At 69.8% G+C, this 26,854-nt stretch carries 21 protein-coding genes; 12 read left to right on the top strand and 9 right to left on the bottom strand.

Annotation, left to right across the window (positions count from 1 at the left end; all coding sequences use genetic code 11):
* Position 1: 1 nt before the first annotated feature.
* The 4 genes from QWJ38_RS12190 to QWJ38_RS12175 all read right to left on the bottom strand — a co-directional run bounded on the left by QWJ38_RS12190 (position 2) and on the right by QWJ38_RS12175 (position 4,219).
* The gene (locus QWJ38_RS12190; RefSeq protein ID WP_290359357.1) at positions 2-2,044 is read right to left on the bottom strand and encodes a ribonuclease catalytic domain-containing protein; all 2,043 of its coding nucleotides are present in this window, start codon (positions 2,042-2,044) and stop codon (positions 2-4) included.
* Complete coding sequence (locus QWJ38_RS12185) at positions 2,028-2,774, bottom strand: nucleotidyl cyclase domain-containing protein (protein ID WP_290359356.1); 747 nt, start codon at positions 2,772-2,774, stop codon at positions 2,028-2,030. The genes QWJ38_RS12190 and QWJ38_RS12185 overlap by 17 nt, the downstream gene beginning before the upstream one ends.
* A 75-nt stretch (positions 2,775-2,849) precedes the next feature.
* A complete protein-coding gene (gene fabG / locus QWJ38_RS12180; protein ID WP_290359355.1) occupies positions 2,850-3,608 on the bottom strand; it encodes a 3-oxoacyl-ACP reductase FabG in 759 nt (252 codons plus the stop codon).
* A complete protein-coding gene (locus tag QWJ38_RS12175; RefSeq protein ID WP_290359354.1) occupies positions 3,605-4,219 on the bottom strand; it encodes a YqiA/YcfP family alpha/beta fold hydrolase in 615 nt (204 codons plus the stop codon). Before QWJ38_RS12175 ends, fabG begins: the two co-directional genes overlap by 4 nt.
* A gap of 224 nt (positions 4,220-4,443) precedes the next feature.
* Here QWJ38_RS12175 and QWJ38_RS12170 point away from each other — a divergent pair, with 224 nt between their 5' ends.
* Both QWJ38_RS12170 and QWJ38_RS12165 read left to right on the top strand, forming a co-directional pair.
* Positions 4,444-7,170: a zinc-dependent metalloprotease gene (locus tag QWJ38_RS12170; protein ID WP_290359353.1), complete on the top strand. Its 2,727-nt coding sequence runs from the start codon at positions 4,444-4,446 to the stop codon at positions 7,168-7,170.
* 305 nt (positions 7,171-7,475) lie between these two features.
* A complete protein-coding gene (locus QWJ38_RS12165) occupies positions 7,476-8,276 on the top strand; it encodes a PEP-CTERM sorting domain-containing protein (protein ID WP_290359352.1) in 801 nt (266 codons plus the stop codon).
* A 26-nt stretch (positions 8,277-8,302) separates the two neighbouring features.
* Here the strand turns inward: QWJ38_RS12165 and mpl are convergent, their stop codons facing one another.
* Genes mpl through thiD form a run of 4 tightly spaced genes read right to left on the bottom strand, consistent with a single transcriptional unit; the run spans position 8,303 to position 12,610 of the window.
* Positions 8,303-9,664 carry a UDP-N-acetylmuramate:L-alanyl-gamma-D-glutamyl-meso-diaminopimelate ligase gene (gene mpl, locus QWJ38_RS12160; RefSeq protein WP_290359351.1) on the bottom strand — a complete coding sequence of 454 codons (1,362 nt, stop codon included), beginning with the start codon at positions 9,662-9,664 and terminating at the stop codon, positions 8,303-8,305.
* Between the two features lie 5 nt (positions 9,665-9,669).
* On the bottom strand, positions 9,670-10,317 hold the full coding sequence (locus QWJ38_RS12155; RefSeq protein ID WP_290359350.1) for an HAD family hydrolase: 648 nt from the start codon (positions 10,315-10,317) through the stop codon (positions 9,670-9,672).
* Between the two features lie 4 nt (positions 10,318-10,321).
* Complete coding sequence (gene hemL / locus QWJ38_RS12150; protein WP_290359349.1) at positions 10,322-11,608, bottom strand: glutamate-1-semialdehyde 2,1-aminomutase; 1,287 nt, start codon at positions 11,606-11,608, stop codon at positions 10,322-10,324.
* Positions 11,609-11,644: 36 nt separating this feature from the next.
* Entirely contained in the window at positions 11,645-12,610 is a 966-nt protein-coding gene (thiD, locus tag QWJ38_RS12145; protein ID WP_290359348.1) for a bifunctional hydroxymethylpyrimidine kinase/phosphomethylpyrimidine kinase, read from the bottom strand.
* Between the two features lie 216 nt (positions 12,611-12,826).
* On the opposite strand from thiD, the gene QWJ38_RS12140 reads away from it, so the two are divergent.
* From QWJ38_RS12140 to QWJ38_RS12110, 7 genes are all read left to right on the top strand, one after another.
* Positions 12,827-12,979, top strand: a complete 153-nt coding sequence (locus QWJ38_RS12140; protein WP_290359792.1) for a rubredoxin — start codon at positions 12,827-12,829, stop codon at positions 12,977-12,979.
* 70 nt (positions 12,980-13,049) lie between these two features.
* Positions 13,050-13,454: a response regulator gene (locus tag QWJ38_RS12135; protein WP_290359347.1), complete on the top strand. Its 405-nt coding sequence runs from the start codon at positions 13,050-13,052 to the stop codon at positions 13,452-13,454.
* 15 nt (positions 13,455-13,469) lie between these two features.
* The gene (locus tag QWJ38_RS12130; RefSeq protein WP_290359346.1) at positions 13,470-13,835 is read left to right on the top strand and encodes a response regulator; all 366 of its coding nucleotides are present in this window, start codon (positions 13,470-13,472) and stop codon (positions 13,833-13,835) included.
* Positions 13,836-13,841: 6 nt separating this feature from the next.
* On the top strand, positions 13,842-14,375 hold the full coding sequence (locus QWJ38_RS12125; protein WP_290359345.1) for a chemotaxis protein CheW: 534 nt from the start codon (positions 13,842-13,844) through the stop codon (positions 14,373-14,375).
* A gap of 69 nt (positions 14,376-14,444) precedes the next feature.
* Positions 14,445-16,751: a methyl-accepting chemotaxis protein gene (locus QWJ38_RS12120; RefSeq protein ID WP_290359344.1), complete on the top strand. Its 2,307-nt coding sequence runs from the start codon at positions 14,445-14,447 to the stop codon at positions 16,749-16,751.
* Positions 16,752-16,765: 14 nt separating this feature from the next.
* Positions 16,766-22,699, top strand: a complete 5,934-nt coding sequence (locus QWJ38_RS12115; RefSeq protein WP_290359343.1) for a hybrid sensor histidine kinase/response regulator — start codon at positions 16,766-16,768, stop codon at positions 22,697-22,699.
* Between the two features lie 133 nt (positions 22,700-22,832).
* On the top strand, positions 22,833-23,879 hold the full coding sequence (locus tag QWJ38_RS12110) for a GGDEF domain-containing protein (protein ID WP_290359342.1): 1,047 nt from the start codon (positions 22,833-22,835) through the stop codon (positions 23,877-23,879).
* On the opposite strand, the gene QWJ38_RS12105 is transcribed toward QWJ38_RS12110, so the two are convergent.
* Entirely contained in the window at positions 23,857-25,311 is a 1,455-nt protein-coding gene (locus QWJ38_RS12105; protein WP_290359341.1) for a cryptochrome/photolyase family protein, read from the bottom strand. The two genes, QWJ38_RS12110 and QWJ38_RS12105, sit on opposite strands and share 23 nt — an antisense overlap.
* 33 nt (positions 25,312-25,344) lie before the next feature.
* On the opposite strand from QWJ38_RS12105, the gene QWJ38_RS12100 reads away from it, so the two are divergent.
* The 3 genes from QWJ38_RS12100 to pyrR are packed head-to-tail and all read left to right on the top strand — an operon-like array spanning position 25,345 to position 26,806.
* Complete coding sequence (locus QWJ38_RS12100) at positions 25,345-25,923, top strand: YqgE/AlgH family protein (protein WP_290359340.1); 579 nt, start codon at positions 25,345-25,347, stop codon at positions 25,921-25,923.
* On the top strand, positions 25,920-26,297 hold the full coding sequence (ruvX, locus tag QWJ38_RS12095; RefSeq protein WP_290359339.1) for a Holliday junction resolvase RuvX: 378 nt from the start codon (positions 25,920-25,922) through the stop codon (positions 26,295-26,297). Before QWJ38_RS12100 ends, ruvX begins: the two co-directional genes overlap by 4 nt.
* The gene (pyrR, locus tag QWJ38_RS12090) at positions 26,294-26,806 is read left to right on the top strand and encodes a bifunctional pyr operon transcriptional regulator/uracil phosphoribosyltransferase PyrR (RefSeq protein ID WP_290359338.1); all 513 of its coding nucleotides are present in this window, start codon (positions 26,294-26,296) and stop codon (positions 26,804-26,806) included. Before ruvX ends, pyrR begins: the two co-directional genes overlap by 4 nt.
* The last annotated feature ends 48 nt before the right edge of the window (positions 26,807-26,854 follow it).

The raw sequence follows: 26,854 nt of genomic DNA, 5'->3' as shown, positions 1-26,854 counted from the left end.
GTCAGTTCGCGGCCGCTTCCTCGCCCTTGGCGCTGCCGCCATCGTCGCCCTCGGCGCCGACGTCGATGGCCAGGGTCAGCGGGCCGCTGCCCACCTCGTCCTCGTCTTCTTCCTCGTCGGCCGCTTGCTGCGCGACCTCGTCCAGGCGTTCGATCAGATTGGCATGCAGGTCCAGCGTCATCTCGTCGATGCCGGTGATGCGCACCTTCACATGCGTGCCGCGCGGCAGCGGCTCGCAGCCCAGGGCCTTGAAGACCAGCGGCAGCGTGTCGGCGCGCACCAGGCCGTCCTTCATCACCGTCGCCGTCAGCTCCCTGATGTCCTGCTGCTGCAGATGGCGCAGGGTCCAGAAGCGCTCGATGCCGTTCTGGAAGCCGTTGTAGGCGCTGTAGGCGGCGTCGAAGCCGGAGATGATGGAGAACAGCGCCGCGTCCTTGGGCTTGAAGGGCGCGGCCAGCGCGGCCGTGCGGCCGTGGCGGGCGCAGGCAATGATCTGCCACTGGTTGACCAGGTCCACATAGCGGCGCAGCGGCGAGGTCGCCCAGGTGTATTGCGCGACGCCCATGCCCGCATGCGGCAGCGCCTTGGTGCCCATGCGCACCTTGACGCCGGGCGCCAGGCTGGCCTGGCTGCGGTAGATGCCGGGCAGGCTCAGTTCGTGGAGCCAGCCGCCCCAGGTCGAGTTCGCCAGGATCATCGCCTCGGCGACGATGAGGTCCAGCGCCGAGCCGCGCTGGCGCACCGTGATCGCCACCGTTTCGCTGCCGTCCGGTTCACTCGTGCCGGCACCGTCGAGGCGGAAGTTGTAGTCCGGCCGGTTGAAGGTCTCGGGCTTGCCGCGCACGACTTCGCGCTTGGCCTTTAGCTCCTTGGCCAAGCGGTGGCAGAAGGCCAGCTCGGCGGCGAACTCGTAGGCGGCCGGCGCCTGGCCGGTCAGGGACGCCTCGGTGATTACCGTGTCCAGCTTGTCGTGGCGCAGATTGCTCTTGATCGGCACGCGCTCCAGCCGGGTCTCGCTGCCCTTGATCTCCAGCGTCGCCTCGTCGAGCGTGAAGTAGATGGACACCGCCGGGCAGTCGCGGCCCGCGATCAGCGTGTAGGCCTGCACTACCTCGTCGGGCAGCATGGTCAGCTTCCAGCCCGGCATATAGACGGTCGAGAAGCGCTCGCGCGCCACCTTGTCCACGGCCGAATCGGGCTGGATCGCCAGGCCGGGTGCTGCGATGTGCACGCCGAACACCACCGTGCCCGTGCCCAGACCCTGCACCGACAGCGCATCGTCGATCTCGGTCGTGGCCGAATCGTCGATCGAGAAGGCGGCCACATTTGCCAGCGGCAGCTCGTCCTTGATCTCGGGTGCCGTCAGCGCCGGGAAGCCGGTGCCCTTGGGGAAGTTCTCGAACAGGAAGCGCTTCCAGTGGAACTGGTAGGCGCTGCTGATCGCGCCGGCCGCCTGCAGCAGCTCCAGCGGCGCCTTGTGCGCGCGCTTCGTCGCCTCGACGACCGCCTTGTACTCGGGGCCGTTCTTGTCCGGCTTGAACAGGATCTTGTAGATCTGGTCCTTGATCGGCTGCGGGCACTGGCCGGCCGCCAGCTCCTCGGCCCAGGCCTCGATCTGCAAGGCCTGCTGACGCTTGCGCTCGATGCCCAGCAGGGCGGCCTTGACGATCTCCTCGGGCGCCTTCTTGAACAGGCCCTTGCCCGAGCGGCGGAAGTAATGCGGCGCCTCGTACAGGCGGAACAGCGCGGCCACCTGGTGCGCGGTACTGGCCTTGGCGTCGAAATAGTCGCGCGCCAGGTCGGCGAAGCCGAACTCGGTCTCGGGCGCGAACTCCCAGGCCAGATCGAGATCGATCTCCTGTGCCAGGCGCTGAGCTTCGGCGATCAATTCGCCGGGCGCCGGCTTGTCGAACTTCAGCAGCACATTGGCCGCCTTCACTTTGACGCGCTTGCCGGACTCCAGCTCGATCTGCAGCGAGCTTTCGGCCTCGGACATCACGCGGCCGGCGAGGAACTTCCCGGCGTCATCAAACAGGGCAAACATGGCTGGCATTGTCGCCGATGGCGGTGACGTTGCTGGCGCCCTTCCAGGGCCGCAGCGCGCGATCCAGCAATGGCGGCAGCGCCTCGCCCGGCGTAGCGACGGCGGCACCGATGAAGACGCGCAGCCCGGCATGCTGGCGCTGCGGATCGAGCCGCTCGCTCAGGCGGTTCACGACGACGGCCAATTGCTCGCGGTTTGAGATGTCGGCCAGCAGCACCGCCAGGCGCAAGCCCGGCAGCCGGCCCACCAGATCGCTGCCGCGCGTGCCGGCGATCGCGACGCCGGCCGCCCATTGCAGCGCCGCCAGTTGGGCTGGCGAGGCGAGCGCGAAGCCGGGCTCCATGGCGCCCGACAGCTCGATCACCATCAGGCCGAAGGGCTGCCGCTGCGTCTGCAGCTTCTCGCAGGCCGCCTCGAAGAAGGCGGCGCTGGCCGCCTTGCTGTCGGCATCGAAGCAATGCCGGCGCCGCGCCTCGGCTTCCAGCTGCTGGCGGCGCAGCGCGCCGAACGGTGCGAGCAGGATCAACGCGGCGCTGGCGGCCAGGGCCAGCCAGGCCGGCCCGGTGCCGGGCTTCCAGCCCCGCAGCAGCAGCGCGCCCCAGCCGGCCAGTGCCAGCACGGCGATCGCGCTGGCGGCCCAGGTCGCGACGAGCAGGCCCGCCGGCGCGCCCGCCGCCTGGGCGAGCGCGAGCTTGCCGCCGATCGATTGCTTCGGTCTCGTCTCGGACATCGGATGCCTCTCTCCAGAATGCGCGCGCTTCGTGGCGCGTCGTCAATCTCTTTTCTTCTCGGGCGCTTGTGGCCGCTAGACCGTCATGCCGCCGGAAACCTCCAGCACGGCACCATTGATGTAACTGGATTCATCGCTGGCGAGGAAGGCATAGACATTGGCGATCTCCTCGGCGCGGCCCAGGCGGCGCAGCGGCACTTGCTCGCGCATCTGCTCCAGCACCTTGTCGGGCACGGTGGCAAGGATGGGCGTCTCGACAAAGCCCGGCGCGACCGCATTGACGCGCACACCCTTGGGCCCCAGCTCGCGCGACCAGGTCTTGGTGAAGCCGATCACGCCGAACTTGGCGGCCGCGTAATTGGTCTGGCCGAAATTGCCGTAGATGCCGACCACCGAGCTGGCATTCAGGATCACGCCGGCGCCCTGGGCGACCATGGTGTCGGCGACCGCCTGCGCGCAGTGGAAGACGCCGCGCAGATTGACGTCGATGACGGCGTCGAACTGCGCCAGGCTCATCTTCTGCAGGCGCGCATCCTTGGTGATGCCGGCGTTGTTGACCAGCACGTCGATACGGCCGAAGCGCTCCTTCACCGCGGCGGCCATCGCATCGACCTGCTCGCGCTGGGTCACGTCGAGCACGAAGCCGGTCGCCTCGGCGGCGCCCTGGCTTAAGGCTTCGTTGACGGCGTCATCGACGGCGGCTGCTCTGATGTCGCAGACGACGACGATGGCGCCCTCGCGGGCGAATTTCTGCACGGTGGCAAGGCCGATGCCCTGGGCCGCGCCGGTGATGATGCAGACCTTGTGGGCGAGTCTCTTCGTCGTGGTGCTCATAGATTCAGGAAGTCGATCAGCGAAGGCAGGTGCTCGTCGAAGTCGCTGAGCCCGTGGTCGCTGCCCTCCAGCAGCAGGACCCGACAGGCCTGGTAGCGCGCCAGCATCTCGCGCCAGTCCAGCAGCTCGTCGCCCTTGGCGATGACGGCGCAGTAGCGCTGCGGCTGGGCCAGCGCACCGGGCGCCAGCGCGCGCAGCTCGTCGACGAACTCGGGGCGGAAGTAGAAATGCTGGGCCGGGTCTTGCCAGCAATGCTGCTCGCCGATATAGGCGGCCAGATCGCGCGCCGGGTCGACGGCCGGATTCAGCAGCACGGTGCGGGCCGGCCGCAGCCGCTCGCTCAGCACGGTGGCGTAGAAGCCGCCCAGCGAGCTGCCCATTACAGCCATGGTCTCGCGCGGCCAGTCGCGGATCAGCTCCTCGACCAGCGCGATCGCCGCGGCCGGCGAGGGCGGCAGTTGCGGGCAGGCGAAGACCAGATCATCGGGCCGCTCGCTCGCCACCCAGTCGGCCATGCGGCGCGCCTTCGCCGACTGCGGCGAGGAGCGGAAACCGTGCAGATAGAGCAGGTGGGTGCTGCGGGGAGGGCGGGACGGCAGGGCGGCGGACATCGCTGCCCAGTCTAGCGGCCGCTGCCGACGCGGGGCGGCTCTTGAGCCGCGGCGCCTCGCCATAAAGTGATCAATTCACCAATGTTGCGACGAAATCGGTTTTGGACGGATCCAACCCCGGTTTTCCACATTGACGCCCGGCGGCACGCGCGAGACAGTTGCCGACTTTGCCGCAGCGCCGGCTCCCCTTTTCCTGTTCCCTTGTTTGTTCGAGGACCGCCCGAATGAGTCTCCCTGTTTGCTATCGTGGCCACACCGGCCTGCTGAATCTCTCGGCCATCGCCGCCGCCGCGGCGCTGCTCGGCGCCTGCGCCAGCACCGGTGACGGCTCCGGCGCCGCCAAGCCGGCCGCCAGCGCCGTGGCGCCGGCCGCGTCGGCCCCCGCCGCCGCCACCGTGCCCGGCGCCGCCGCGGCCGCCACGGCCGTCGCGGCCCGTCCGCCGGCCGATCCCAGCGCGCCCAAGCCCTTCGCCGAGGTGATCAAGGGCGCCAAGGTCGACGACGGCCTGTTCCCGATCTGGCGCAAGGACGAGAAGGTCTGGCTGGAGATCCCCAGGGACGCCTTCAACAAGCCCCTGCTGTTCAGCGTCAATATCGCCAATTCGGTCGGCGAGCGGGGCCTCTACGCCAGCCAGATGGCCGGCGGCGCGACGGTCGAGTTCCGCCGCATCGGCAACCAGATCCAGCTGATCGCGCTGAACACCAAGTTCCGCGCCGTTGCCGACCAGGGCTCCAAGCGTGCGATCGACCAGGCCTTCTCGCCCAGCCTGCTGGGCGCCGCCGTCGTCGCCAGCGCCGAGCATCCGGAGCGCAAATCGGTGCTGGTCGACGCGGGCTTCCTGCTCTCGGACATTCCCGGCTATTCGACCGCGCTGGAGGCCGTCTACCGCCTGCCCTTCGCGCCCGACCGCAGCAACAGCTATTTCGAGGCCGCGCGCGCCGACGCCAAGCTGAGCACGCTGACGGCGCGCATCCACTTCGCGACGCCGCGCATCCCGGCGCCGCCGCTGGTCGCGCCGCCGGTGCCGGTGCCGACGCCGCCGCAGGCCACGCCCGATCCGCGCAGCCTCTTCGTCAGCTATGTCTACAGCTTCCTGGCCCTGCCCGACACCGCGATGGCGCCGCGCCCCACCGACCCGCGCCTGGGCCATTTCGCCGACTCCTTCACCGACCTGGGCGGCGACAACAAGGCCAATCCGCGCGTGCACTATGTGAAGCGCTGGCGGCTCGAGAAGAGGGATCCGGAGGCGGCGCTGTCCGAACCGGTGACGCCGATCACCTACTGGATGGACAAGAACATTCCGCCCAAGTACCGCCCGGCCGTCGAAGCCGGCATCGTCGAGTGGAACAAGGCCTTCGAGAAGATCGGCTTCAAGAATGCCGTCGTCGCCAAGCAGCAGCCCGACGATGCCGACTGGGACAATATGGACGCCGCCCATGCGTCGATCCGCTGGTTCGTCGGCGCCGACGTCGGCTTCGCGATCGGCCCCAGTCGCAGCGATCCGCGCAGCGGCGAGATCCTCGATGCCGACATCGGCATGAGCGATGTGTTCGTGCGCGGCGGCCGCGAGTTCATCACCGAGGCCGCGCCGCGCGGCGCGCCGACCGCCCTGGGCCAGGGCGAGGAGGCCTTCTGCAACTATGCGCACGAGGCCGGCGCCGAGATGGGCTTCGCGCTGGACCTGCTGGAGGCGCGCGGCGAGATCGAGCCCGACAGCCCCGAGGCCGATGCCTTCATCTTCGCCCGCATCAAGGACGTGGTGATGCACGAGGTCGGCCACACGCTGGGCCTCAAGCACAACTTCAAGGCCTCGACGACCATCACCCGCGCGCAGCTGCAGGACAAGGCCTTCACCGAGGCGCACGGCCTGTCCGGCTCGGTGATGGACTACAACGCCTTCAATATCGCCGTCCAGGGCGAGCCGCAGGCGAGCTACAACAATGCGACGCTGGGCGCCTACGACTACTGGGCGATCGAGTACGCCTACAAGCCGATCGCGGCCGGCGAGGAGAAGGCCGAGCTGGCCAGGATCGCCGCGCGCAGCACCGAGCCGGCCCTGGCCTATGCGGACGACCTCGATGCCGGCGGCTTCGGTCCCTATGACGGCATGGACCCGATGGCCAACCGCTTCGACCTGGGCGACGACCCGCTGGCCTATTTCAAGCGCCGGCTGAAGCTGTCGCAGGAGCTGTGGGCACGCGCGCAGGAGCGCAAGCCGCAGGCCGGCGACGACCCGCTGCGCGCGCGCCGCTCCATCGTCTACGGCTTCAACCAGCTCTACCGCTCGGGGTCCGATCTGGTCGGCAAGTACATCGGCGGCATGTACGCAGTGCGCGATCTGCCGGGCACGACCGGCCGCGCCAGCTTCACGCCGGTCGAGCCGGCCAAGCAGCGCGAGGCCCTGCAGTTCCTCGCCACCGGCCTGTTCAGCGTCGACAGCTTCAAGTTCAAGCCGGAGTTCCTGTCCAGCCTGGGCGTGGACTACAACGAGAACGACCGCGGCGTGCCGCTGAGCATCCCGGCCGCCGTCGCGCGCGTGCAGCTGGTCGCGCTCGACCGCTTGCTGAGCCCGGCCACGGCCAGCCGCCTGCTCGATCTGCCGGCCTATGTGCCGGAGAACAAGCGCAAGGGCCTGATCTCGCTCAGCGAGGTCTACGGCACCTTGAACACGGCGATCTGGTCCGAGCTGAAGAGCGGCAGCGAGATCGACCGCCTGCGCCGCAATCTGCAGCGCGAGCATCTGCGCCGCCTGCAGAACGTGCTGACCAAGAGCCCGGCCAATCTGCCGCCCGACGCGCTGAGCCTGGCCCGCTACCACGCGACCCAGCTGCAGGGCGATCTGCGCGCCGCCGTTGCCAAGGGCGGCCAGTCGGTCGAGACCCGCGCGCACCTGGCCGAAAGCCTGGGCCTCCTGAACGAGGCGCTGCGCGCGACCATGCAGCGCAGCTGAGCGCGTGATCCGCGTTCCGCCCGAGAAGGCCGGTGCCGCTGCACCGGCCTTTTTTCCTTTCGGCGGGCCTCGACAAATTGCGCCTCCGTCGATGTTCATCGCAGGGTGGTGGGCCGTTTCAGGCGCCGACGGCGTCCTATCGATTGGGGAGAGCCGCCCTTGCGCGCCGGGGGTGTTCTGTTCTACTGCCAAGTCCGGAAGGCCATGAGCAGCGCAGGCGTTTCATGACTTCTTGAATGAAGCACTGCTGCCGGCTGGCCGCTTCCGACGCACGCCCCGATCGATCAAGGTGACGGAGTAAAGCCATGAATGCAGCTGCGCGGATTCTCTCGGTCTCTTTATGGGCCAGCCTGGCGGCCCTGCCGGCCTCGGCGGCGACGATCTCGCTGACCGGCGGCTTCACCAACTTCTACACCCCCTTTGCCTACGGGACCAACGAGGGCGTGGTGAACTACCTCAACGGCCAGCAGCTATGCCCGGTCCTCGACTGCCGGCTCAACGGCGAGGCCTACAGGGACTTCGCGACGCCGGTGACCAGCATCAGTTACAAGATGGTCGTCGACGGCCAGACCTGGACCGAGAACCTCGTCAGCTTTGCGCCGGCGCAAAACCAGACCGTCAACGGCTTCGGCCCGAGCAACAAATTCCTGTTCGGCCGGCTGACCTATGCGAACGGCATCTGGTCCGATCCGATGGTGAGGCTGAGCTTCAATCTGACGGCGAGTTCGCCGGACGCCATGCTCCTCGGCTATGACTTCGAGGTCTCCGATGTGCTGGTCGTGCAGGCGACGCCGAACCAGGCGAGCAACACGCCCGAGCAGAACGCCGACTTCATCTACATCGACGGCAATCGCGGCCTCGGCAGTCTGCGCGCCTACGAACTCTCGGACAGCCCGACGCACAGCAATGTCGTTTCGGTCGACATCTACGGCTATCTGGATTCGCTGCACTTCGGCGAATTCCGCAATGTCAGCGGCGCCGGTTTCCTCGATCCGGGCATCGGGCTCGACCCGAGCCCGGTGCCCGAGCCGGCCAGTGCGCTGCTGGTGCTCGGCGGCATGGGCGCGCTGACGATCGCCGGGCGCCGACGTGCCCGCTCGCGCTAGGACGGCGGCCGCGCCGGCGCGCCGGGTCAGCCGCGCGCGGCCAGCGCATGCAGCAGCTTGTCGTGGATGCCGCCGAAGCCACCATTGCTCATGCAAAGCAGCTGGTCGCCCGGGCGGGCCTGCTTGACGATGGACTCGACCAGTGCGTCGACATCGGCGCCGACGATGGCCTGGGCGCCCATCGGCGCCAGCGCCTCCTTGGCGTCCCAGGAGAGGCCGTGCTGGTTGCAGAAGGCGAGGTCGGCCTCCTCCAGCGCCCAGGGCAGCTGGGCCTTCATCGTGCCCAGCTTCATCGTGTTCGAGCGCGGCTCGAAGATGGCCAGGATGCGCTCGGACGGGGCGATGCGGCGGCGCAGGCCGTCGACGGTCGTGCGGATCGCCGTCGGGTGGTGGGCGAAGTCGTCGTAGACCTTGATGCCGTTCACCTCGCCGCGCAGCTCCATGCGGCGGCGCACGTTCTTGAACTCGGCCAGGGCGGCCGCCGCCTGCTCGGGCGAGACGCCGACATGCTCGGCCGCGGCGATCGCGGCCAGCGCGTTCAGCTGGTTGTGCTCGCCGATCAGGCCCCATTCGACCCGCGCGACCTTGAGGCTGCCGCGCAGCACGTCGAAGGCCTGCGGCTCGCCGCGCGCGCGCAGCGCGCCCGGCTCTTCCTTGCGCGCGCCGAAGCGCTGCAGCTCGCTCCAGCAGCCGCGCGCCAGCACGCGCTGCAGCGCCTCCTCGCGCGCATTGACGACGACCCGGCCGCTGGCCGGAATCGTGCGCACGAGGTGGTGGAACTGGGTCTCGATCGCGGCCAGGTCGGCAAAGATGTCGGCGTGGTCGAACTCGAGGTTGTTCAGGATCGCCGTGCGCGGCCGGTAGTGGACGAACTTGCTGCGCTTGTCGAAGAAGGCGGTGTCGTACTCGTCGGCTTCGATGACGAAGGTCTTGCCCTGGCCCAAGCGTGCGGACACGCCGAAGTTCTGCGGCACGCCGCCGACCAGGAAGCCCGGCTGCAGGCCCGCGTGCTCGAGGATCCAGGCCAGCATCGAAGTGGTGCCGGTCTTGCCATGCGTGCCGGCGACGGCCAGCACATGGCGGCCCTGCAGCACATGGTCGGACAGCCATTGCGGCCCGCTGGTATAGGGCGCTCCGGCGTCGAGGATGGCCTCCATCAGCGCATTGCCGCGCGAGACGACGTTGCCGACGACGAAGAGCTCGGGCTTCAGCGCCAGCTGCTCGGCGCCATAGCCCTCGATCAAGTCGATGCCCAGCTGCTGCAGCTGGTCGCTCATCGGCGGGTAGACCTTGTCGTCGCAGCCGGTGACCTGGTGGCCGGCCTCGCGGGCCAGGGCCGCCAGGCCGCCCATGAAGGTGCCGCAGATGCCGAGGATGTGGATGTGCATGGAATTCAGAACCAGGAAGGTAGATGGGGCAGCGCATGCTCGAGCGACTCGAGCACGACGCAGCGCGAGGCGATGTCGGCCTCCGGGCGCTTCAGGTCCGGCACCAGCACCACGCCCATGCCCGCCGTCAGCGCGCCCTGGGCGCCGTAGCTGGAATCCTCGAACACCAGGGCCTTAGCAGGATGAATGCCAAGGCTGGCCGCGGCCAGCTCGAACAGGTCCGGATGCGGTTTGCCGCGCGCGACCTGGTCGCCGCCGTGGATGGGGCCGAAGAAATCGTGGATGCCGACCGCGCGCAGCCGCCGCAGCACCTCGGTATGGCGGGTCGAGGAGGCGACGGTGCAGCGCAGGCCGCGCGCCTGCAGCGCCCGCAGCAGGGCGAGCGCGCCGGGCATCAGCGCGAAGGGCGCCAACGAGGCATCGACCGCCTCGTACATCGCCTCGGCGTCCGCACGCGAGCCGAAATGCTCGCTCAGCAGGGCCAGGCAGTCGGCGCGGTTGCGGCCGACGGTCAGCAGGTAGTCGGCCTCTGTCAGCGGCCGGCCGGCCTCGGCCGACAGACGCAGCCAGGCGTCGCGGATCGGCCGCTCGGAATCGAGCAGCAGGCCGTCCATGTCGAACACCACCGCCTCGAAGCGGCGCCCGGCGAACATGGTTTCAGCGCAAGGCGCCGCGGGCGGCGTCCAGCGTGGCCGCGATATCGGCCTCGCTGTGGGCGGCGCTGACGAAGCCGGCCTCGTACAGCGCCGGCGCCAGGTAGACGCCGGCGTCCAGCATGCCGTGGAAGAAACGGTTGAAGCGCTCCTTGTCGGTCGTCATCACCGCGGCGTAGTTCTGCGGCAGCGCGTCCATCAGGAAGAAGCCGAACATGCCGCCTTCGCTGTCGACGGAGAAGGGCACGCCCATTTCCTTGGCCACGCCGGCCAGGCCCTCGACCAGCCGGCGGGTCTTGGCCGTCAGCGCCTCGAAGAAGCCGGGCTTCTGGATCTCGCGCAAGGTCGCCAGGCCGCAGGCGGTGGCGACCGGGTTGCCGGAGAGCGTGCCGGCCTGGTAGACGCCGCCCAGCGGCGCCAGGTGCTTCATGATCTCGCGACTGGCGCCGAAGGCGGCCAGCGGCATGCCGCCGCCGATCACCTTGCCGAAGACCGAGATATCGGGCTTGAAGCCGGGGATCAGCTTCTGGTAGAGGCCCTGGGCAGAAGCCAGGCCGACGCGAAAGCCCGTCATCACCTCGTCCAGCACCAGCAGGGCGCCGTGCGCGGTGCACAGCTCGCGCAGCCGCGTCATGAACGGCACGCTGGCGCGCACGAAGTTCATATTGCCGGCGATCGGCTCGATGATCACGCAGGCCAGTTCCTTGCCGTGCAGCGCGAAGGCCTCTTCCAGCTGGGCGACATTGTTGTACTCCAGCACGATCGTGTGCTGGGCGACCTCGGCCGGCACGCCGGCGCTGGTCGGGTGGCCGAAGGTGGCCAGGCCCGAGCCGGCCTTGACCAGCAGCGCATCGGTATGGCCGTGGTAGCAGCCCTCGAACTTGATGAACTTGCTGCGTGCGGTGGCGCCGCGCGCCAGACGGATCGCGCTCATCGTCGCCTCGGTGCCCGAACTGACCAGGCGCACCTGCTCCATGCTGGGCACCAGCTTCAGGATCTCCTCGGCCAGCTCGATCTCGCGCTCGGTCGGCGCGCCGAAGGACAGGCCCTCGCGCGCGGCGGCGGTCACCGCCTCGATCACGGCTGGGTGGCCATGGCCGAGGATCATCGGGCCCCAGGAGCCGATGTAGTCGATATAGCGCCGGCCCTCGGCGTCATGGATATAGGCGCCTTCGCCCCGCTGGATGAAGCGCGGCGTGCCGCCGACGGCGCGGAAGGCGCGCACCGGCGAGTTGACGCCGCCGGGGATCACCGCTTGGGCGCGTTCGAACAGGGCTTGGTTGTCGGACATGGGACTGCTGCGAAAAAAAGGAACGAAGGGGCGGGCTCAGTGCATGCGCCGCGGCGGGCGCGCGGGCGGGGCCTCGGGGGTCTCGTCGAGGGCCGGGGCCTCCTCGGCCTCGGCGGCGCCGTCCTCGGCCTCGCCTTCCTCGCCGGCCGGCAGCGCCCAGAAGAAGCGGTCCGGCAGCACATTGCCCATGCCAGGGCGGAAACCCGCGTCCAGCGCCTGGTCGAGGAAGGACAGCGCCTCGCCGACGGCCGAGTGGATCTCGGCGCCGACCGACAAGAGCGCGGCCAGCGCCGCCGACAGGGTGTCGCCGGCGCCGATGAAGGAGACGTCGAAGCGCTCGAACTTCTCGCCGGTGATCGGGCCCTGCGAGGTCGCCAGCACATTGTCGACAAACTGGTTGGGCAGGCTGATGCCGGTCACCAGCACATGCTGGGCGCCGGCCTGCGCGGCGGCGACGGCCAACTCGCGCGGCGAGGCCGGGCGGTCGGCGTCCCAGTCGGGCAAGAGGAAGTCGGTCAGGGTCTTGTGGTTGCCGACCAGCACATGGGTCTGCGGCAGCACCAGCTCGCGGAAGGCATCCAGATAGCTCTGCTGCTGCTCCTCGTCGAGCCAGGAGACGCTGGGCATATAGGCGACCAGCGGGATGTCCGGGTAATCGGATAGCACCTCGGCGACGGCGCTGACGCCCTCCGCGCTGCCCAGGAAGCCGACCTTCCAGGCCGTGACCGACACGTCCTCGAGGATGTGGCGCGCCTGCTCGACGATGGTGTCGGCGTCCAGCGCATGCTGCTCGAAGACCTCGGCCGTGTCGCGCAGCACGATGGCGCTGACCACGGGCAGGCAATGCGCGCCCATGGCGGCGATGGTCGCGACGTCGCCGGCCAGGCCGCCGGCGCCGCTGGCTTCGCTGGCATTGAAGCTCATCACGCAGGCCGGTGGTGGCGAGTCCTGTTCGTCCAAGGCCGGATCCGGCTGGGCGGGGATGGGGTCGGTTTTGCTCATATCGGTGCGGCGCTGGGGTCAGGATCTGCTCGGGCTGGCCGCGGGCGGCGGGCCATCACATCGAGTAACAAGGGCCGTGGCGAAAGCGTGAACTAAGGCCCATCTGCCTGTTGTGTTCTTGCGTATTCCCTCGTGCCGGTGCCTCAATAGGGGTGGCTACAATCTTTGCATTGTAGTTATCAATGAACGAACACCGTGACCGACGCTGCTACCTGGATGTGCCTGATCTGTGGCTGGATCTATGACGAAGCCGCCGGAGATCCGGAGCATGGCATTGCCCCAGGAACGCGCTGGGCCGACGTCGACATGAACTGGACCTGTCCGGAATGCGGCGCCCGCAAGGAAGACTTCGAGATGGTTCGCATCTGAGGTCGGCGGCGCCGATTTCCTACCCGTCGCAGGGCGCAGGCCCGCTACCCAGCCCTGAGGAGACAAAGGCTTGGACGTGCAAGTTCCCGAAGGCTTCGCTGCCGGCGCCACCAAGGTGCTGGTCATCGATGACAGCAACACCATACGCCGCAGCGCGGAGATCTTCCTGAAGCAGGGCGGGCACGAGGTCGTGCTCGCCGAGGACGGCTTCGACGCGCTCGCCAAGCTCTCGGACTACCAGCCCGATCTGGTGTTCTGCGACATCCTGATGCCGCGCCTGGACGGCTATCAGACCTGCGCCATCATCAAGCGCAATCCTCAATTCGCCGGCGTGCCGGTGATCATGTTGTCCTCCAAGGATGGCCTGTTCGACAAGGCCCGCGGCCGCATGGTCGGCTCGCAGGACTATCTCACCAAGCCGTTCACCAAGGATCAGTTGCTGCAGGCGGTGCAACAGCACCGTCGCGTGGGCTGATCAGCGCGAGTCCCCATGACCATACAAAAAATCCTGCTGGTAGACGATTCCAAGACCGAGCTGCATCACCTGAGCGAGATGCTGCTCAAGCGCGGCTACCAGGTCCGCACGGCCGAGAACGGCGAGGAGGCGCTGAAGCGCCTGGCCGAGGAGAAGCCCGACCTGATCCTGATGGACGTCGTGATGCCCGGCCAGAACGGCTTCCAGCTGACCCGCGCAATCACCCGCGACGAGCGCTACGCCGGCGTGCCGGTGATCATGTGCACCAGCAAGAATCAGGAGACCGACAAGGTCTGGGCCCAACGCCAGGGGGCGCGCGACTATGTCGTCAAGCCGGTCAAGGCCGAGGAGTTGCTGGCCAAGATCAAAGCGCTTGGCTGACCCTCGATGAGCAACAAGCAAGCGCTGCGCGAACTCCAGCAACGCCTTGCGCAGCGCATGCAGGCTGCGCGCGAGCAGACCCAGGTGGCCAGCTGGCTGGCCGTCGAATGCGCCGGGCTGGGCCTGCTGTTCCCGCTCAAGCAGGCGGCCGAGATCTTCACGCCGGTGCCGCTGCAGCCGGTGCCCTATGGCCAGCCCTGGTTGGCCGGCGTGGCCAATCTGCGCGGCGGCCTGTTCACCGTGGTCGACCTGGCCGTCTTCCTGGGCCTGCGCGAGGCCGGTGGCGGCCGCGCCGACCAGGCCGGCACGCGCCTGGTCTCGCTGGCGCCCGAGCTCAATATCAACTGCGCGCTGCAGGTCGACCGCCTGATCGGCCTGCGCGGCGACGAGCAGCTGACGCTGGAGCCGGCCGAGCCGCCGGCCGGCTCGCGCCCGCGATTCGCAGGCGCACGCATGCGCGACGCCGAGGACCGATCCTGGCAACAGCTGGATTTAGATGCGCTTTCAAAACACGAACAGTTCCTGCGCATCGTGATCTGATGCAGGGTTCCCAGTTTTAGACCGAGCCGATCGCAATCGGTGCACGCACCGCGACTTCACGAGGGTGAGATGAGCTTCCTGGACAAATTCAAGAACCTGGGCAAGACCGAGGCCGACGAACTCGATGCATCCACCCTGCTGACCCCGGGCGGCGCCTTGCTGGCCCAGCCGGGTGCCGATGCGGCGCGGCATGCCGAGGCGTCCAGCGCCTCGATCATCTCTGAGGCGCTGCCCAGCGGCGGCAGCGGCCAGGACTTCGCCGAGACCACGGCGGCCCAGTTCGCGCCGTCGACGGTGGCGGCCGACAGCCAGCTGACTCCGCCGCTCGAGGTCGCTGCCAAGCCGGCCGGCCCGGGCCGCCGCCAGCTGCTGTTCACCCTGCTGGTCGCGGCCGGCCTGATCGGCACCGCCGGCACCGTCAGCCTGAGTCTGATCAGCGGCAACCGCAGCGCCGCCCAGGTGCGCGCCACCGGTCAGGCGCTGATGCAGTCGCAGCGCATGGCCAAGTCGGTCTCGGCCGCCCTGGTCGGCAGCCCGAGCGCCTTCGCCGAACTGCGCGAGTCGGTCGGCACCCTGACCGGCGTGGTCGACAATCTGCGCACCGGCGAGGGCCCGCTGGCCGCCGCGCCGGCCGCGGTGCAGCCCAGCCTCGATGCGGTGCTGCCGCTGGTGCAGCGCGCCGAGAAGAACGGCAAGCTGGTGCAGACGCAGGAGAAGGTGCTGACCCAGGTCGGCCAGGCGCTGCGCGCCATCAACCGCCAGTCCTCCGACCTGTTGGAAAGCGCCGAGGCGGTGGCCGCGCAATCGCTGCAGCTCAATGGCTCGGCCGCCGAGATCTCGGCCGTCGGCCAGCTGGTGATGCTGACCCAGCGTATCGGCAAGAGCGCCAACGAATTCCTGACCCAGGACGGCGTCAGCCCCGAGGCGGTGTTCCTGCTCGGCAAGGACCTGAACTCCTTCAAGCTGATCACCGACGCGCTGCTGAACGGCAGCCCGCAGCTGCGCCTGGCCGGCGCCAAGGACGCGCAGCTGCGCGAGCGCCTGAGCCATCTGCTGACCCAGTACGAGCAGACCCGCACGCAGGCCTCGGCCATCCTGTCGAATCTGCAGGGCCTGGTGTCGGCGCGCGAGGCGCAGACCAGCATCCTGGCCGACAGCGAACCGCTGCGCAAAGGCCTGGAGCAGATCGCGGCCGAGCTGGAAGGCGCCGGCGGCGCCAGCCTGCTGCTGATCCTGCTGATGCTGGCCTCGCTGGCCGCGCTGGTGATCGGCGCGCTGGGCTTCCTGCGCCTGTATGTGTCCGACCAGGCGCATCGTGCCCAGATGGCCGAGGCGCAGAAGCGCGAGGCCGAGGCGCAGGAGCAGGAGGCCAAGCGCGTCAACGACGCCAACCAGGCGGCGATTCTGCGCTTGATGAACGAGCTGCAGTCGGTCGCCGAGGGCGATCTGACGCAGCAGGCGACGGTGACCGAGGACATCACCGGCGCGATCGCCGACTCGGTCAACTACACGGTTGAGGAGCTGCGCAATCTGGTCTCGCAGGTGCAGACCACGGCCTCGCGGGTGACCGAGACGACCGGCCAGGTCGACCAGACCTCCACCGACCTGCTGGCCGCCTCCAAGGAGCAGCTGCACGAGATCCGCGCCACCGGCGAGGCGGTGCTGCAGATGGCCGGCCGCATCAACGAGGTGTCGGGCCAGGCGCAGCAGACGGCCGAGGTCGCGCGCCAGTCGCGTCAGGCCGCCGAGCAGGGCCTGCAGGCGATGCAGAACAATATCGCCGGCATGAACTCGATCCGCGAGCACATCCAGGAAACGTCCAAGCGCATCAAGCGCCTGGGCGAAAGCTCGCAGGAGATCGGCGAGATCACCGAGCTGATCTCGGACATTACCGAACAGACGAACGTGCTGGCGCTGAACGCGGCGATCCAGGCGGCCTCCGCCGGCGAGGCCGGTCGCGGCTTCTCGGTGGTGGCGGAAGAGGTGCAGCGCCTGGCCGAACGCTCGGGCGACGCGACGCGGCGAATCGCCGCCCTGGTCAAGACGATTCAGACCGACACCCATGACGCGGTGGCCGCGATGGAGCGCTCGACCTTGGGCGTGGTGCAGGGCACCAAGCTGTCCGATGCGGCCGGCTCGGCGCTGGAAGAGATCGACAGCGTGTCGCGTCGCCTGGACCAGCTGATCGCGCAGATTTCCAGCCAGGCGCTCAGCGAGGCGGCCTCGGCCAACGAGGTGGCCTCCAACATCCAGCACATCTTCGCCGTGACCGAGCAGACCTCGGAGGGCACGCGTTCGACCGCGCAGATGGTGCACGAGCTCTCGCGCTCGGCCGATGCGCTGAAGGCCTCGGTGGCCCGCTTCAAGGTTTCCTGAGCGAGGACGGCGAAATGGATTTCGCGCGAGATTCCGAGTTCCCGCCCGACCTCAGTCCGCTGGCCTGGGTGCAGGAGGAACTGCGCCGCTCGCTGGAGTCGGTGCACAAGACGCTGCGCCGCCTGCTGCGTGATGGCGACAACCGCATGTCGACGGTGCTGGGCGCCGAGCCGCACGCCAGCCAGCCGCTGCAGGCCGCCGTGGCCCAGCTGCACCAGGTTGCCGGCGTGCTGTCCCTGGTCGGCCTGCCGGCCGGCTCCAAGCTGCTGCGCGCGGCCGAGGCGGCGGTCGAGAACCTGGCCCGTCATCCGGCCAATGTCGACCTGAATGCGGTCGAGACCATCGAGCGCGCCAACTTCGCGCTGCTCTCGCATATCGCGCGCCTGCTGGCCGGCAACAAGGGCTCGACCCTGGCGCTGTTCCCGGCCTATCGCGCGCTGCAGACGCTCAACGGCGCCGAGCGCGTCCATCCGGCCGATCTGTGGCAGTACGACTGGAGCTGGCGCCAGCTGCCCGCCGACGGCGGCGCGCAGGCGCTGGCCGCCGAGGCGGTGCGCGCGCCCTTCGAGGCCGCGCTGCTCAAGCAGATGCGCGAACCGGGCGCCGCGCACGCGCATGCGCTCAGCGATCTGTGTGCCTCGCTGGCCGCGGGCCTGGGCGCGCAGCCGCGCTCGCGCACGCTGTGGCAGCTGGCCGCCGCGCTGTTCGAGGCGCAGGCGCAGGGCCTGCTGGCGGTGGACAGCTATGTCAAGCGCCTGGGCTCGCGCCTGCTGGCGCAGCTGCGCGCGATCGGCCAGGGCGATGCCGGCCTGGCCAGCGGCAGCAATGGCGAGCGCCTGGCGCAGGACCTGCTGTTCTTCTGCGCGCAAAGCCACAGCTCGGCCGCCGCGCCGCGCCTGCGCGCGGTGCGCGCCAGCTATGGCCTGGGCGAGGAGCTGGCCGGCGACTACGAGGACGAGAGCCTCGGTCGCATCGACCCGAACTGGGTCTCGCAGGCGCGCCGCCGCGTCGGCGTGGCCAAGGAATCCTGGTCCAGCGCCGCCGAGGGTGATACGCACCGGCTGGCCGGCCTGGATGAGCAGTTCGCCGCCTTGTCCGAATCGATCGGCCGTCTCTTCCCCAGCGGCGAGGTGCTGGGCCAGACTCTGCAGCGCGCCGTCGTCGCGACCCTGCGCTCCGGCAATCCGCCGCCGCCGCCGCTGGCGATGGAGGTGGCGACCAGCATTCTCTACGTCGAGGCCGCGCTGGATGATGCCGCCTTCGACCAGCCCGAGCAGGCCGAGCGCGTCAAGCGCATGGCGCGCCGCGTCAATGCGGTCGCCCATGGCGAGGCGCCCGAGCCGCTGGAAGCGTGGATGGAGGACCTGTACCGCCGCGTGTCCGACCGCCAGACCCTGGGCAGCGTCGTGCACGAGCTGCGCGCCAGTCTGTCCGAGGTCGAGCGCCAGGCCGACGGCTATTTCCGCGATCCCTCGCAGCGCCAGCTCTTGATCCCGGTGCCGGCGCAGCTGAAGGCGATGCGCGGCGTGCTGACCGTGCTGGGCCTGTCGCAGGCGGCGCAGGCCTGCCTGCGCATGCGCGACGAGGTCGACGAGCTGGCCAATACCGAGGTCGACCCGCAGCGGGCCGGCCCGCGCGAGATCTTCGAGCGCCTGGCCAACAACCTGGGCGCGCTGGGCTTCCTGATCGACATGCTGAGCGTGCAGCCGGCCCTGGCCAAGCGCATGTTCCGCTTCGACGAGGCCACGGGCCGCCTGAGCCCGGTGATGGGCCGGCGCGCCGACGCGACGCCGTCGCCGCTGCCGCCGCTGGCGGTCGAGCCCGAGGCGGCGCCGCTGCCGCAAGCGGTGGTCGAACTGGCACTGCCGCCGCAGCCGGAGCCCCAGTTGCCGGCGGCGCCGACGTTGCCGCTGATGCCGGTGGTCGAGGTGATCGCCGCGCCGGCGCCCGAACCGGCGCCCGAACCGGCGCCAATGGTGCTGACGACGATCCCCAGCGTTTCCGCCGATCCGGAGATGCAGGAGATCTTCCTCGAGGAAGCCACCGAGGTGCTGGGCACCGCGCGCCGCGCGCTGGCCGCGCTGCAGCAGGACGGCAGCGACCGCGAGCAGATCACCGTGCTGCGCCGCGCCTTCCATACCCTGAAGGGCAGCTCGCGCATGGTCGGCTTCGACGCCTTCGGCGAGGGCGCCTGGGCCTGCGAGCAGCTCTTCAATGCGCGTCTGGCCGAGTCGCCGCCGCAGGCCGATGCGGCGCTGCTGCGTTTCACCGGCGAGGCGCTGGACTATCTGGGCCACTGGTGCGAGCAGATCGCCGGCCGCGAGAGCGGTCAGTTCCTGCCCGATCCGCTGCGCCGCAGCGCCGACGCGCTGCGCCTGGCGGGCGAGACCCTGGCGCTGGACTGGCCGACCGCCGCGCCGCCCAGCGAGCCGCCGCAGGAAGCGGTGGCCGCTCCGCTGCTGGAACCGGCGGCCGAGATCGAGATTCCGGTGGCGGAAGCAATGCCCGTCGAGGCCGCGCTCGAGTTGCCTGGCGTCGAGGTGGTCGAGCTTCCCGAAGCGCTCGAACTGGACCTGGCCGAAGCGCCGGCGGTGCTGGAACTGCCGGTGGAGCCGCCGGCGGAGGCGGAGCCGCTGCTGGATCTGTCCGGCTTCGTCGATGCCTCGTCCGCAACGCCCACCACGCCGGCGGCCTTCGAGCTGCCCGAGTTCGAGCTGAGGCTGGACTTCGGCGACGAGCCGGCGCCCGCGCCGGACCCGGTGGCCGAGGCCCCGGTCGTGACCGCGGTCGATCTGCCGCTGGACCTCGACGTCGAACTGCCGCTGGAGCTGCCCGAGGCGGTCGAACCGGTGGAGGCACCGCCGGTCGAGCGCCATGCGCCGGTGCTGGAGCTGGTGCCGCCGCCGGCCGCCGAGCCGGAAGCGATCGACGAAGAGGCGGTCGCCGATGTCGATGCGATCGACGAGGACGGCATCAAGGTCATCGGTCCGCTGCGCATCAGCATCACGCTGTTCAATATCTTCCTCAACGAGGCCGACGAGCATTCGCGCCGGCTGGCCACCTCGCTGGCCGAATGGGCGCTGGAGCTGAACGGCCCGGTGCCGGCCAATTGCGAGGCCCTGGCCCATGCGCTGGCCGGCAGCGCGGCAACGGTCGGCTTCGACGATCTGTCGGCGCTGGCGCGTGCGCTCGAGCATGCGCTGGCCCGCGCCCAGCGCGCCAGCCGCTATGCCGAGGCGGACGCGCAGACCTTTGTCCGCGCCGCCGACGGCATCCGCCATCTGCTGCACCAGTTCGCGGCCGGCTTCCTGAAGTCGCCCGAGCCCGAGCTGCTGGAGCGGCTGCAGGCCTATGAACCCGAGGTCGACAGCAGCGTGCTGGGCGGCTTCAGCGTGCCGGCGGCCCTGCCGCTGGTGGACGAGCTGCCGCTGCCGGACGAGGAGCCGATGCCCTCGGCCGATGCGGACGAGGTCGAGCCGGGCCTGCCCGACCAGATCGACACGATGCTCTACCCGATCTTCGAGGAAGAGGCGCGCGATCTGCTGCAGCAGCTGCATGGCGAATTGCGCGAATGGCTGGCGCAGCCGCAGGCCAGCGGCCATGGCCGCGCGGCGGCCTGCATGCGCGCGCTGCACACCTTCAAGGGCGGCGCGCGCCTGAGCGGCGCGATGCGCCTGGGCGAGCAGGCCCACGATATGGAGTCGGCGATCGAGCATGCGCTCGAAGGCGGTCCGGCGCAGGTCGCCGATCTGCTGCAGCTGCAGGAACTCGGCGACGCGCTGGAGACCAGCTTCGAGCAGCTCAGCGCGCGCTTGCGCGCCGAGCCGCAAGCCGAGCCCGAAGTCCCAGCCGAAGCCGAGCCGCTGATCCAGGTCGAGACCAAGCCGCGGCCGGACGAGATCATCGAAGCGACGCCGCAGGCGCAGCCGCTGGCTGCCCTCGAAACGCCCGCCGAAACGCCTGCCGAGACGCCTGCCGAGCCGGTCGCCGAAGCCGTGGCGCCGGCGGCCCCCGGCGTGCAGATCGACTGGTCGCGCTTCAGCGAGAGCGCCTCGGACGAGGCGGCCGCCGAGGCCGGCGTGGGCGGCCTGCAGGCGCTGGTGCGCGTGCGCGGCAGCCTGCTGGAACGGATGGCGGCCCAGGCCGGCGAGGTCAGCATCCGCCGCGCGCGGCTGGAGTCCGAGCTGGCGCAGATGAAGGGCGCGCTGCTCGACCTCGACGACAACCTGGACCGCCTGCGCGGCCAGCTGCGCGAGCTCGAACTGCAGGCCGAGGCGCAGATGGGCGTGCAGCAGGAGCGCGCGCAGCAGGCGGCCGGCGAATTCGATCCGTTGGAGTTCGACCGCTACACCCGCTTCCAGGAGCTGACCCGCATGCTGGCCGAGTCGGTCAACGACGTGGCCACCGTGCAGCGCAGCCTGCAGCGCAATGTGCAGCTGGGCGAAGACGAACTGGCCGCGCAGTCGCGGCTGACGCGCGAGCTGCAGGACGATCTGCTGCGCACCCGCATGGTCGAGTTCGACAGCCTGGGTGAGCGCATGCACCGCGTCGTGCGCCAGGCGGCGCGCGATGCCGGCCGGCAGGCCCGGCTGGAGATCGTCGGCGGCTCGACCGAGCTGGACCGCAGCGTGCTGGAGCGCATGTCCGGCGCCTTCGAGCACCTGCTGCGCAACAGCGTCAGCCACGGCATCGAGACGCCCGAGCAGCGCCAGGCCGCCGGCAAGGACGCCAGCGGCACCGTGCGCGTGCATGCGCGCCAGGAAGGCAACGAGGTGCTGCTGGACTTCGGCGACGATGGCGCCGGCCTGAACCTGCAGCGCATCCGCGAGCGCGGCGAGCAGCTGGGCCTGATCCGGGCCGGCGAGACGCCCGACGAGGCGGCGCTGGTGCAGCTGATCTTCGCGCCGGGCTTCTCGACGGCCAGCCAGGTCACCGAGCTCTCGGGCCGCGGCGTCGGCATGGACGTCGTGCGCGCCGAGGTCAACACCCTGGGCGGCTCGATCGAGATCGCCTCGACGCCGGGGCAGGGGGCGCGCTTTGCGCTGCGCCTGCCGCTGACCACGGCGCTGACCCAGATCGTGCTGCTGCGCAGCGGCGAGCAGGTCGTCGCCGTGCCGGCCAGCCTGATGGACTCGGTGCAGCGGGTGCCCAACGAGCAGATCGACGCCGCCTATGCGGCCGGCAGCATCGCGCTGCCCACCGTCAACCAGGGGCAGGCGCAGCCCTTCTACTGGCTCGGCGGTCTGCTGGGCCAGCAGGGCCGCGGCCATCTGCATGGCAAGAGCGCCTCGCTGGTGCTGGTGCGCAGCGCGCAGCAGCGCCTGGCCCTGCATGTGGACGAGGTGCTGGGCAACCAGGAAGTGGTGGTCAAGAACCTCGGCCCGCAGCTGAACAAGGTGCCGGGTCTTGCCGGCATCAGCCTGCTGGCCTCGGGCGAGGTCGCGCTGATCTACAACCCGGTGGCGCTGGCCAGCTGGTATGGCGTGGCGGCGCAGCAGCGCGTCGCGCAGCCGCTGGCTGCCGCGCCGGTGCAGACGGCGCAGGCCGAGGAGGCGCTGGCGCCGCTGGTGCTCGTCGTCGACGACTCGCTGACGGTGCGCCGCGTCACCCAGCGCCTGCTGGAGCGCGAGGGCTATCGCGTGCAGTTGGCCAAGGACGGCATGGATGCGATGGAGAAGCTGGCCGGCGAGGAGCTGCCCGCCGTCGTGCTGTCCGACATCGAGATGCCGCGCATGGACGGCTTCGACCTGGTCCGCAATATGCGCGCCGATGCGCGGCTGGCGGCGCTGCCGGTGATCATGATCACCTCGCGCATCGCGCAGAAGCACCGCGACTATGCGGCGCAGCTGGGCGTCGACCATTACCTCGGCAAGCCTTACGACGAGGAACAACTGATCGAGCTGATCGGCCGCTTCACTTCCAGCGGCGCCGAGACGGCGGCGGCTTGAAGCGGGCTCGGGCAAACCCGGGGGTGAAGGCGCCCGGTTTTGCCCGGCGCCGCGGCTACACTGCGGCGCGCGCGATCCGACCTGAGAGCCCGGAGTCCGGCGCGAGCCGCCTCACTTCCGCAATGCCGCCGCCATGTCCGAAGTCGTAGACCATCTCGCCGAATTGACCGGTTTCCGGGACCGGGACGTCATGGACGTCACCCTGGTCTCGGCGCTGCGCGATCTGCTCGAGCCGCTGTCGGTGGCGATCTACCGCTGCATCGAACTGGGCGAGGAGGGCTGCGCGCAATCGCGCTGGTTGACGCGCGCCCGCCTGGTGGCCGGCGAGGCGGTCGCGACCGCCGACCCGCTGTGGGCCGACCCGAGCCGCCTACCCCCTTGTAGCGACAAGCCGCAGCGCCTGGAATGCATGAAGAGCCGCGGCGTGCTGCAGCTGCAGCAGGCCGACGGCAGCTGGCTGACGATCTTCCCGCTGGCCACCGAGCGCGAGGTCGTCGGCGTGCTCGAGATCGTCTCGGAGCAGCGGCTGAAGAGCGGCGCCGAGCGCATGGTCTGCAGCGTGCTGCGCATCTATCACAACTTCCAGGGCCTGCTCGACTACAGCGAGCGCGACACGCTGACCGGCCTGCTGAACCGCAAGACCTTCGACGAGAGCTTTCTGAAGGCGCTCGGCGAACTGCCCGGCTCTGCCGCCTGCATCGAGGCCGGCGACCGCCGCCATGCCGGCGGTGCGCGCTACTTCCTCGGCGTCATCGACATCGACCACTTCAAGTCGGTCAACGACCGCTTCGGCCATCTGATCGGGGACGAGGTGCTGCTGCTGCTCTCCAGGCTGATGCGCAGCAGCTTCCGCTTCCACGATCTGCTCTACCGCTTCGGTGGCGAGGAGTTCGTCGTGCTGATGCGCTGCGCCGACGAGGCCGACGCGGCCCATGCCTTCGAGCGCCTGCGCCACAACACCGAGCATTACGCCTTCCCGCAGGTCGGCCATATCAGCGTCAGCGTCGGCTTCACCGAGGTGCGGCCCGGCGATTCCCCGGCCGCCGCCTTCGAGCGCGCCGACCGCGCCGTCTACCACGCCAAGGATGCGGGCCGCAACCAGGTGCAGAGCCACGCGGCCCTGGTGGCCGCCGGCGCCATGCGCGAGCAGACCCAGCTCAGCGCGGTCGAGCTGTTTTGACCACCGCGTAGCGCTCCAAGGTGCGGCGCCGCGCCGCCTCATGGTCGACGAGGGGCGGCGGATAGTCGCGGCCCAGCACCAGGCCCAGCGCCTGCAGCTCCTCCGGGCGGGCCCGCCAGGGCGCATGGACCAGCTTGGCCGGCAGCTTGCTCAGCTGCGGCAGATAGCGCTTGATGAACAGGCCCTCGGCGTCGAACTTCTCGCTCTGCGTGACCGGGTTGAAGATGCGGAACCAGGGCTGGGCATCGCAGCCGCTCGATGAGGCCCATTGCCAGCCGCCGTTGTTGGCGGCCAGGTCGAAGTCCAGCAGCTGCTCGGCGAAATGACGCTCGCCCCAGCGCCAGTCCAGGCCCAGGTCCTTGCACAGGAAGCTGGCCGTCACCATGCGCAGGCGGTTGTGCATATAGCCGCTGGCCAGCAGCTGGCGCATCGCCGCGTCGACCAGCGGATAGCCGGTGCGGCCCTCGCGCCAGGCAGCGAACAGCGCCTCGGCGCCGGGTCCGCGCTCCCATTCGATCGCGTCGTAGGCGGGCCGGAAGGCCGCGCTCATCGCCTGCGGATGGTGGTGCATCAGCTGCTGGTAGAACTCGCGCCAGATCAGCTCGCCGAGCCAGACCTCGGCGCCGCGCAGGCCGCCCAGCATCCGCTCATGCGCCAGCCGCGCCAGGCGCCGGATCGAGATCGTGCCGAAGCGCAGATGCACGCTCAGATAGCTGGGGCCCTTCAGCGCCGGATAGTCGCGCGCCCGGTCGTAGCGGTCCATGCGCTCGAGGAAGTCGTCCAGCAACTGCTCGGCGCCGCTGCTGCCGACCCCCAGCTGCGCGGGCAGGGCGACCGGCTCGAAGCCGATCTCGGCCGGCGCGGGGATGCGGCCGGCCAGCGGGCTGGCGGCCAGCGCCTGCGGCTGCAGCGGATGCGGGCGCAGGTCGGCCGGCGTCAGCCGGCGCAGCCAGGCGTTCTTGTAGGGCGTGAACACCGTGTAGGGGCTGCCGCTGGCGCTGAGCACCTCGCTGCGCTCGAACACGACATGGTCCTTGAAGCTCAGCAACTGCCGGCCCTGGGCCGCCAGTGCGTCCCTGACGGTGGCGTCGCGGGCCAGCGCCGCCGGTTCGTCATCATGGTTCGTCAGCACCGCCTGCACGTCCAGCTGCGCCGCCAGCGCGGCGATCTCGGCTTGGGCCTGGCCATGGCGCACGATCAGGCCGGCGCCGGGGCGCAGCGCGGCCAGCTGCCGGTGCAGCTCCTCCAGCGAGCGCAGGATGAAGACAACGCGGCGGTCGGCACGCGGCAGCGGATCGAGGATGTCGCGATCAAGCAGAAAGACGCAGAACACCTGTTGGGCCGCGCTCAGCGCGCGGGACAGCGCCGCCTGGTCGTCGACGCGCAGATCGCGCCGGAACCAGACCAGGGCGCGCTCGAAAGGCTTTTCCATCCCCGCAGTGTCTCCCATGAATAAAATGAGCGCATGGCCAAGGACCGCATCGATCTCACCAACCAGTTCCTGATAGCGATGCCCGGCATGGCCGACGAGGCCTTTGCGGGCAGCGTCATCTATATGTGCGAGCACAACGACAAGGGCGCGCTGGGCCTGGTCATCAACAAGCCGATCTCGCTGACCCTGGGCAATCTGTTCGAAAAGGTCGAGCTGAGCCTGCCGCACGACGAACTGGCCGCGACGCCGGTGTTCTATGGCGGGCCGGTGCAGACCGAGCGCGGCTTCGTGCTGCACGAGCCGCTGGACGCCGAGGGCGGCCATTACAGCGCCACCCTGGCCGTGCCCGGCGGCCTGGAGATGACGACCAGCCGCGACGTGCTGGAGGCGCTCTCCAATGGCGCCGGCCCGAAGAAGCTGCTGGTGACCCTGGGCTACAGCGGCTGGGCCGCCGGCCAGCTGGAAGAGGAAATCGGCCGCAACGGCTGGCTGACCGTCGATGCGACGCCGGAGATCATCTTCGACACGCCGATCGAGGACCGCTACGAACGCGCGCTGGCGCTGCTGGGCGTCGATCCGCGCATGCTGAGCATGGATGCCGGGCACGCATGACCCTGCTGGCCTTCGACTACGGAATCAAACGGGTTGGCGTGGCCGCCGGCAGTCGTTTCACCGGCGCGGCGCAGGCGCTCAGAAGCATCACCGTCGACGGCGAGGCGCGCTTTGCCGCGATCGAGAAGCTGATCAGGGAATGGCAGCCGGAGGCGCTGGTGATCGGCGTGCCCTTCCATCCGGACGGCGCCGAGCATGAGATCACCCTGCGCGCGCGCAAGTTCGGCCGGCAGTTGAAGGGGCGTTTTCGCCTGCCCATCCACGAGGTCGACGAGCGCTACACCAGCGTCGCGGCCGAGGCGGCCGGTGCCTGCGATGTCGATTCGGCGGCCGCCGCCCTGATCCTCGAACAATTCTTCAGAGAAACCTCATGAGTACCTTGCTTCTCGATGCGGAGGCGCTGTATGCCGACCTGCGCCGCGGCGTGCAGCGCCTGCTGCAGCCCCATGCCGCCGATGCCTGCGCCCTGGTCGGCGTCTGGTCCGGCGGCGCCTGGCTGGCCGAGCGCCTGGCCGCCGATCTGCAGCTGGCCGCCGGCGTGATCTCCAGCTCGCTGCACCGCGACGATTTCGGCTCCAAGGGCATGAGCGCCAGCGCCGACCATACGAAGCTGCCCTTCGAGGTCAACGGCCGCCACATCCTCTTGATCGACGATGTGCTCTACACCGGCCGCACGACGCGGGCGGTGATCAACGAGCTGTTCGACTTCGGCCGCCCGGCCAGCGTGCAGCTGGCGGTGCTGGTCGACCGCGGCGGTCGCGAGCTGCCGATCGAGCCGGCCTTCTCGGCCGCCCGCGTGACCCTGGCGGCCGAGCAGAAGCTGCGCCTGGCACGCGACGAGGCGGGCCGTTTCAGCTTCGACGTCAAAGGAGACAAGGAGTGATGCCCCCCCGTTCACTTCGTTCACTGCCCCCCGCGGGGGCGCAGGCCT

Origin of the sequence: Roseateles violae, assembly GCF_030410485.1 — a bacterium.
Taxonomy (GTDB): domain Bacteria; phylum Pseudomonadota; class Gammaproteobacteria; order Burkholderiales; family Burkholderiaceae_C; genus Roseateles_D; species Roseateles_D violae.
The sequence above is the reverse complement of the archived record's forward strand: the minus strand, read 5'-3'. Positions and strand labels throughout refer to the sequence as shown.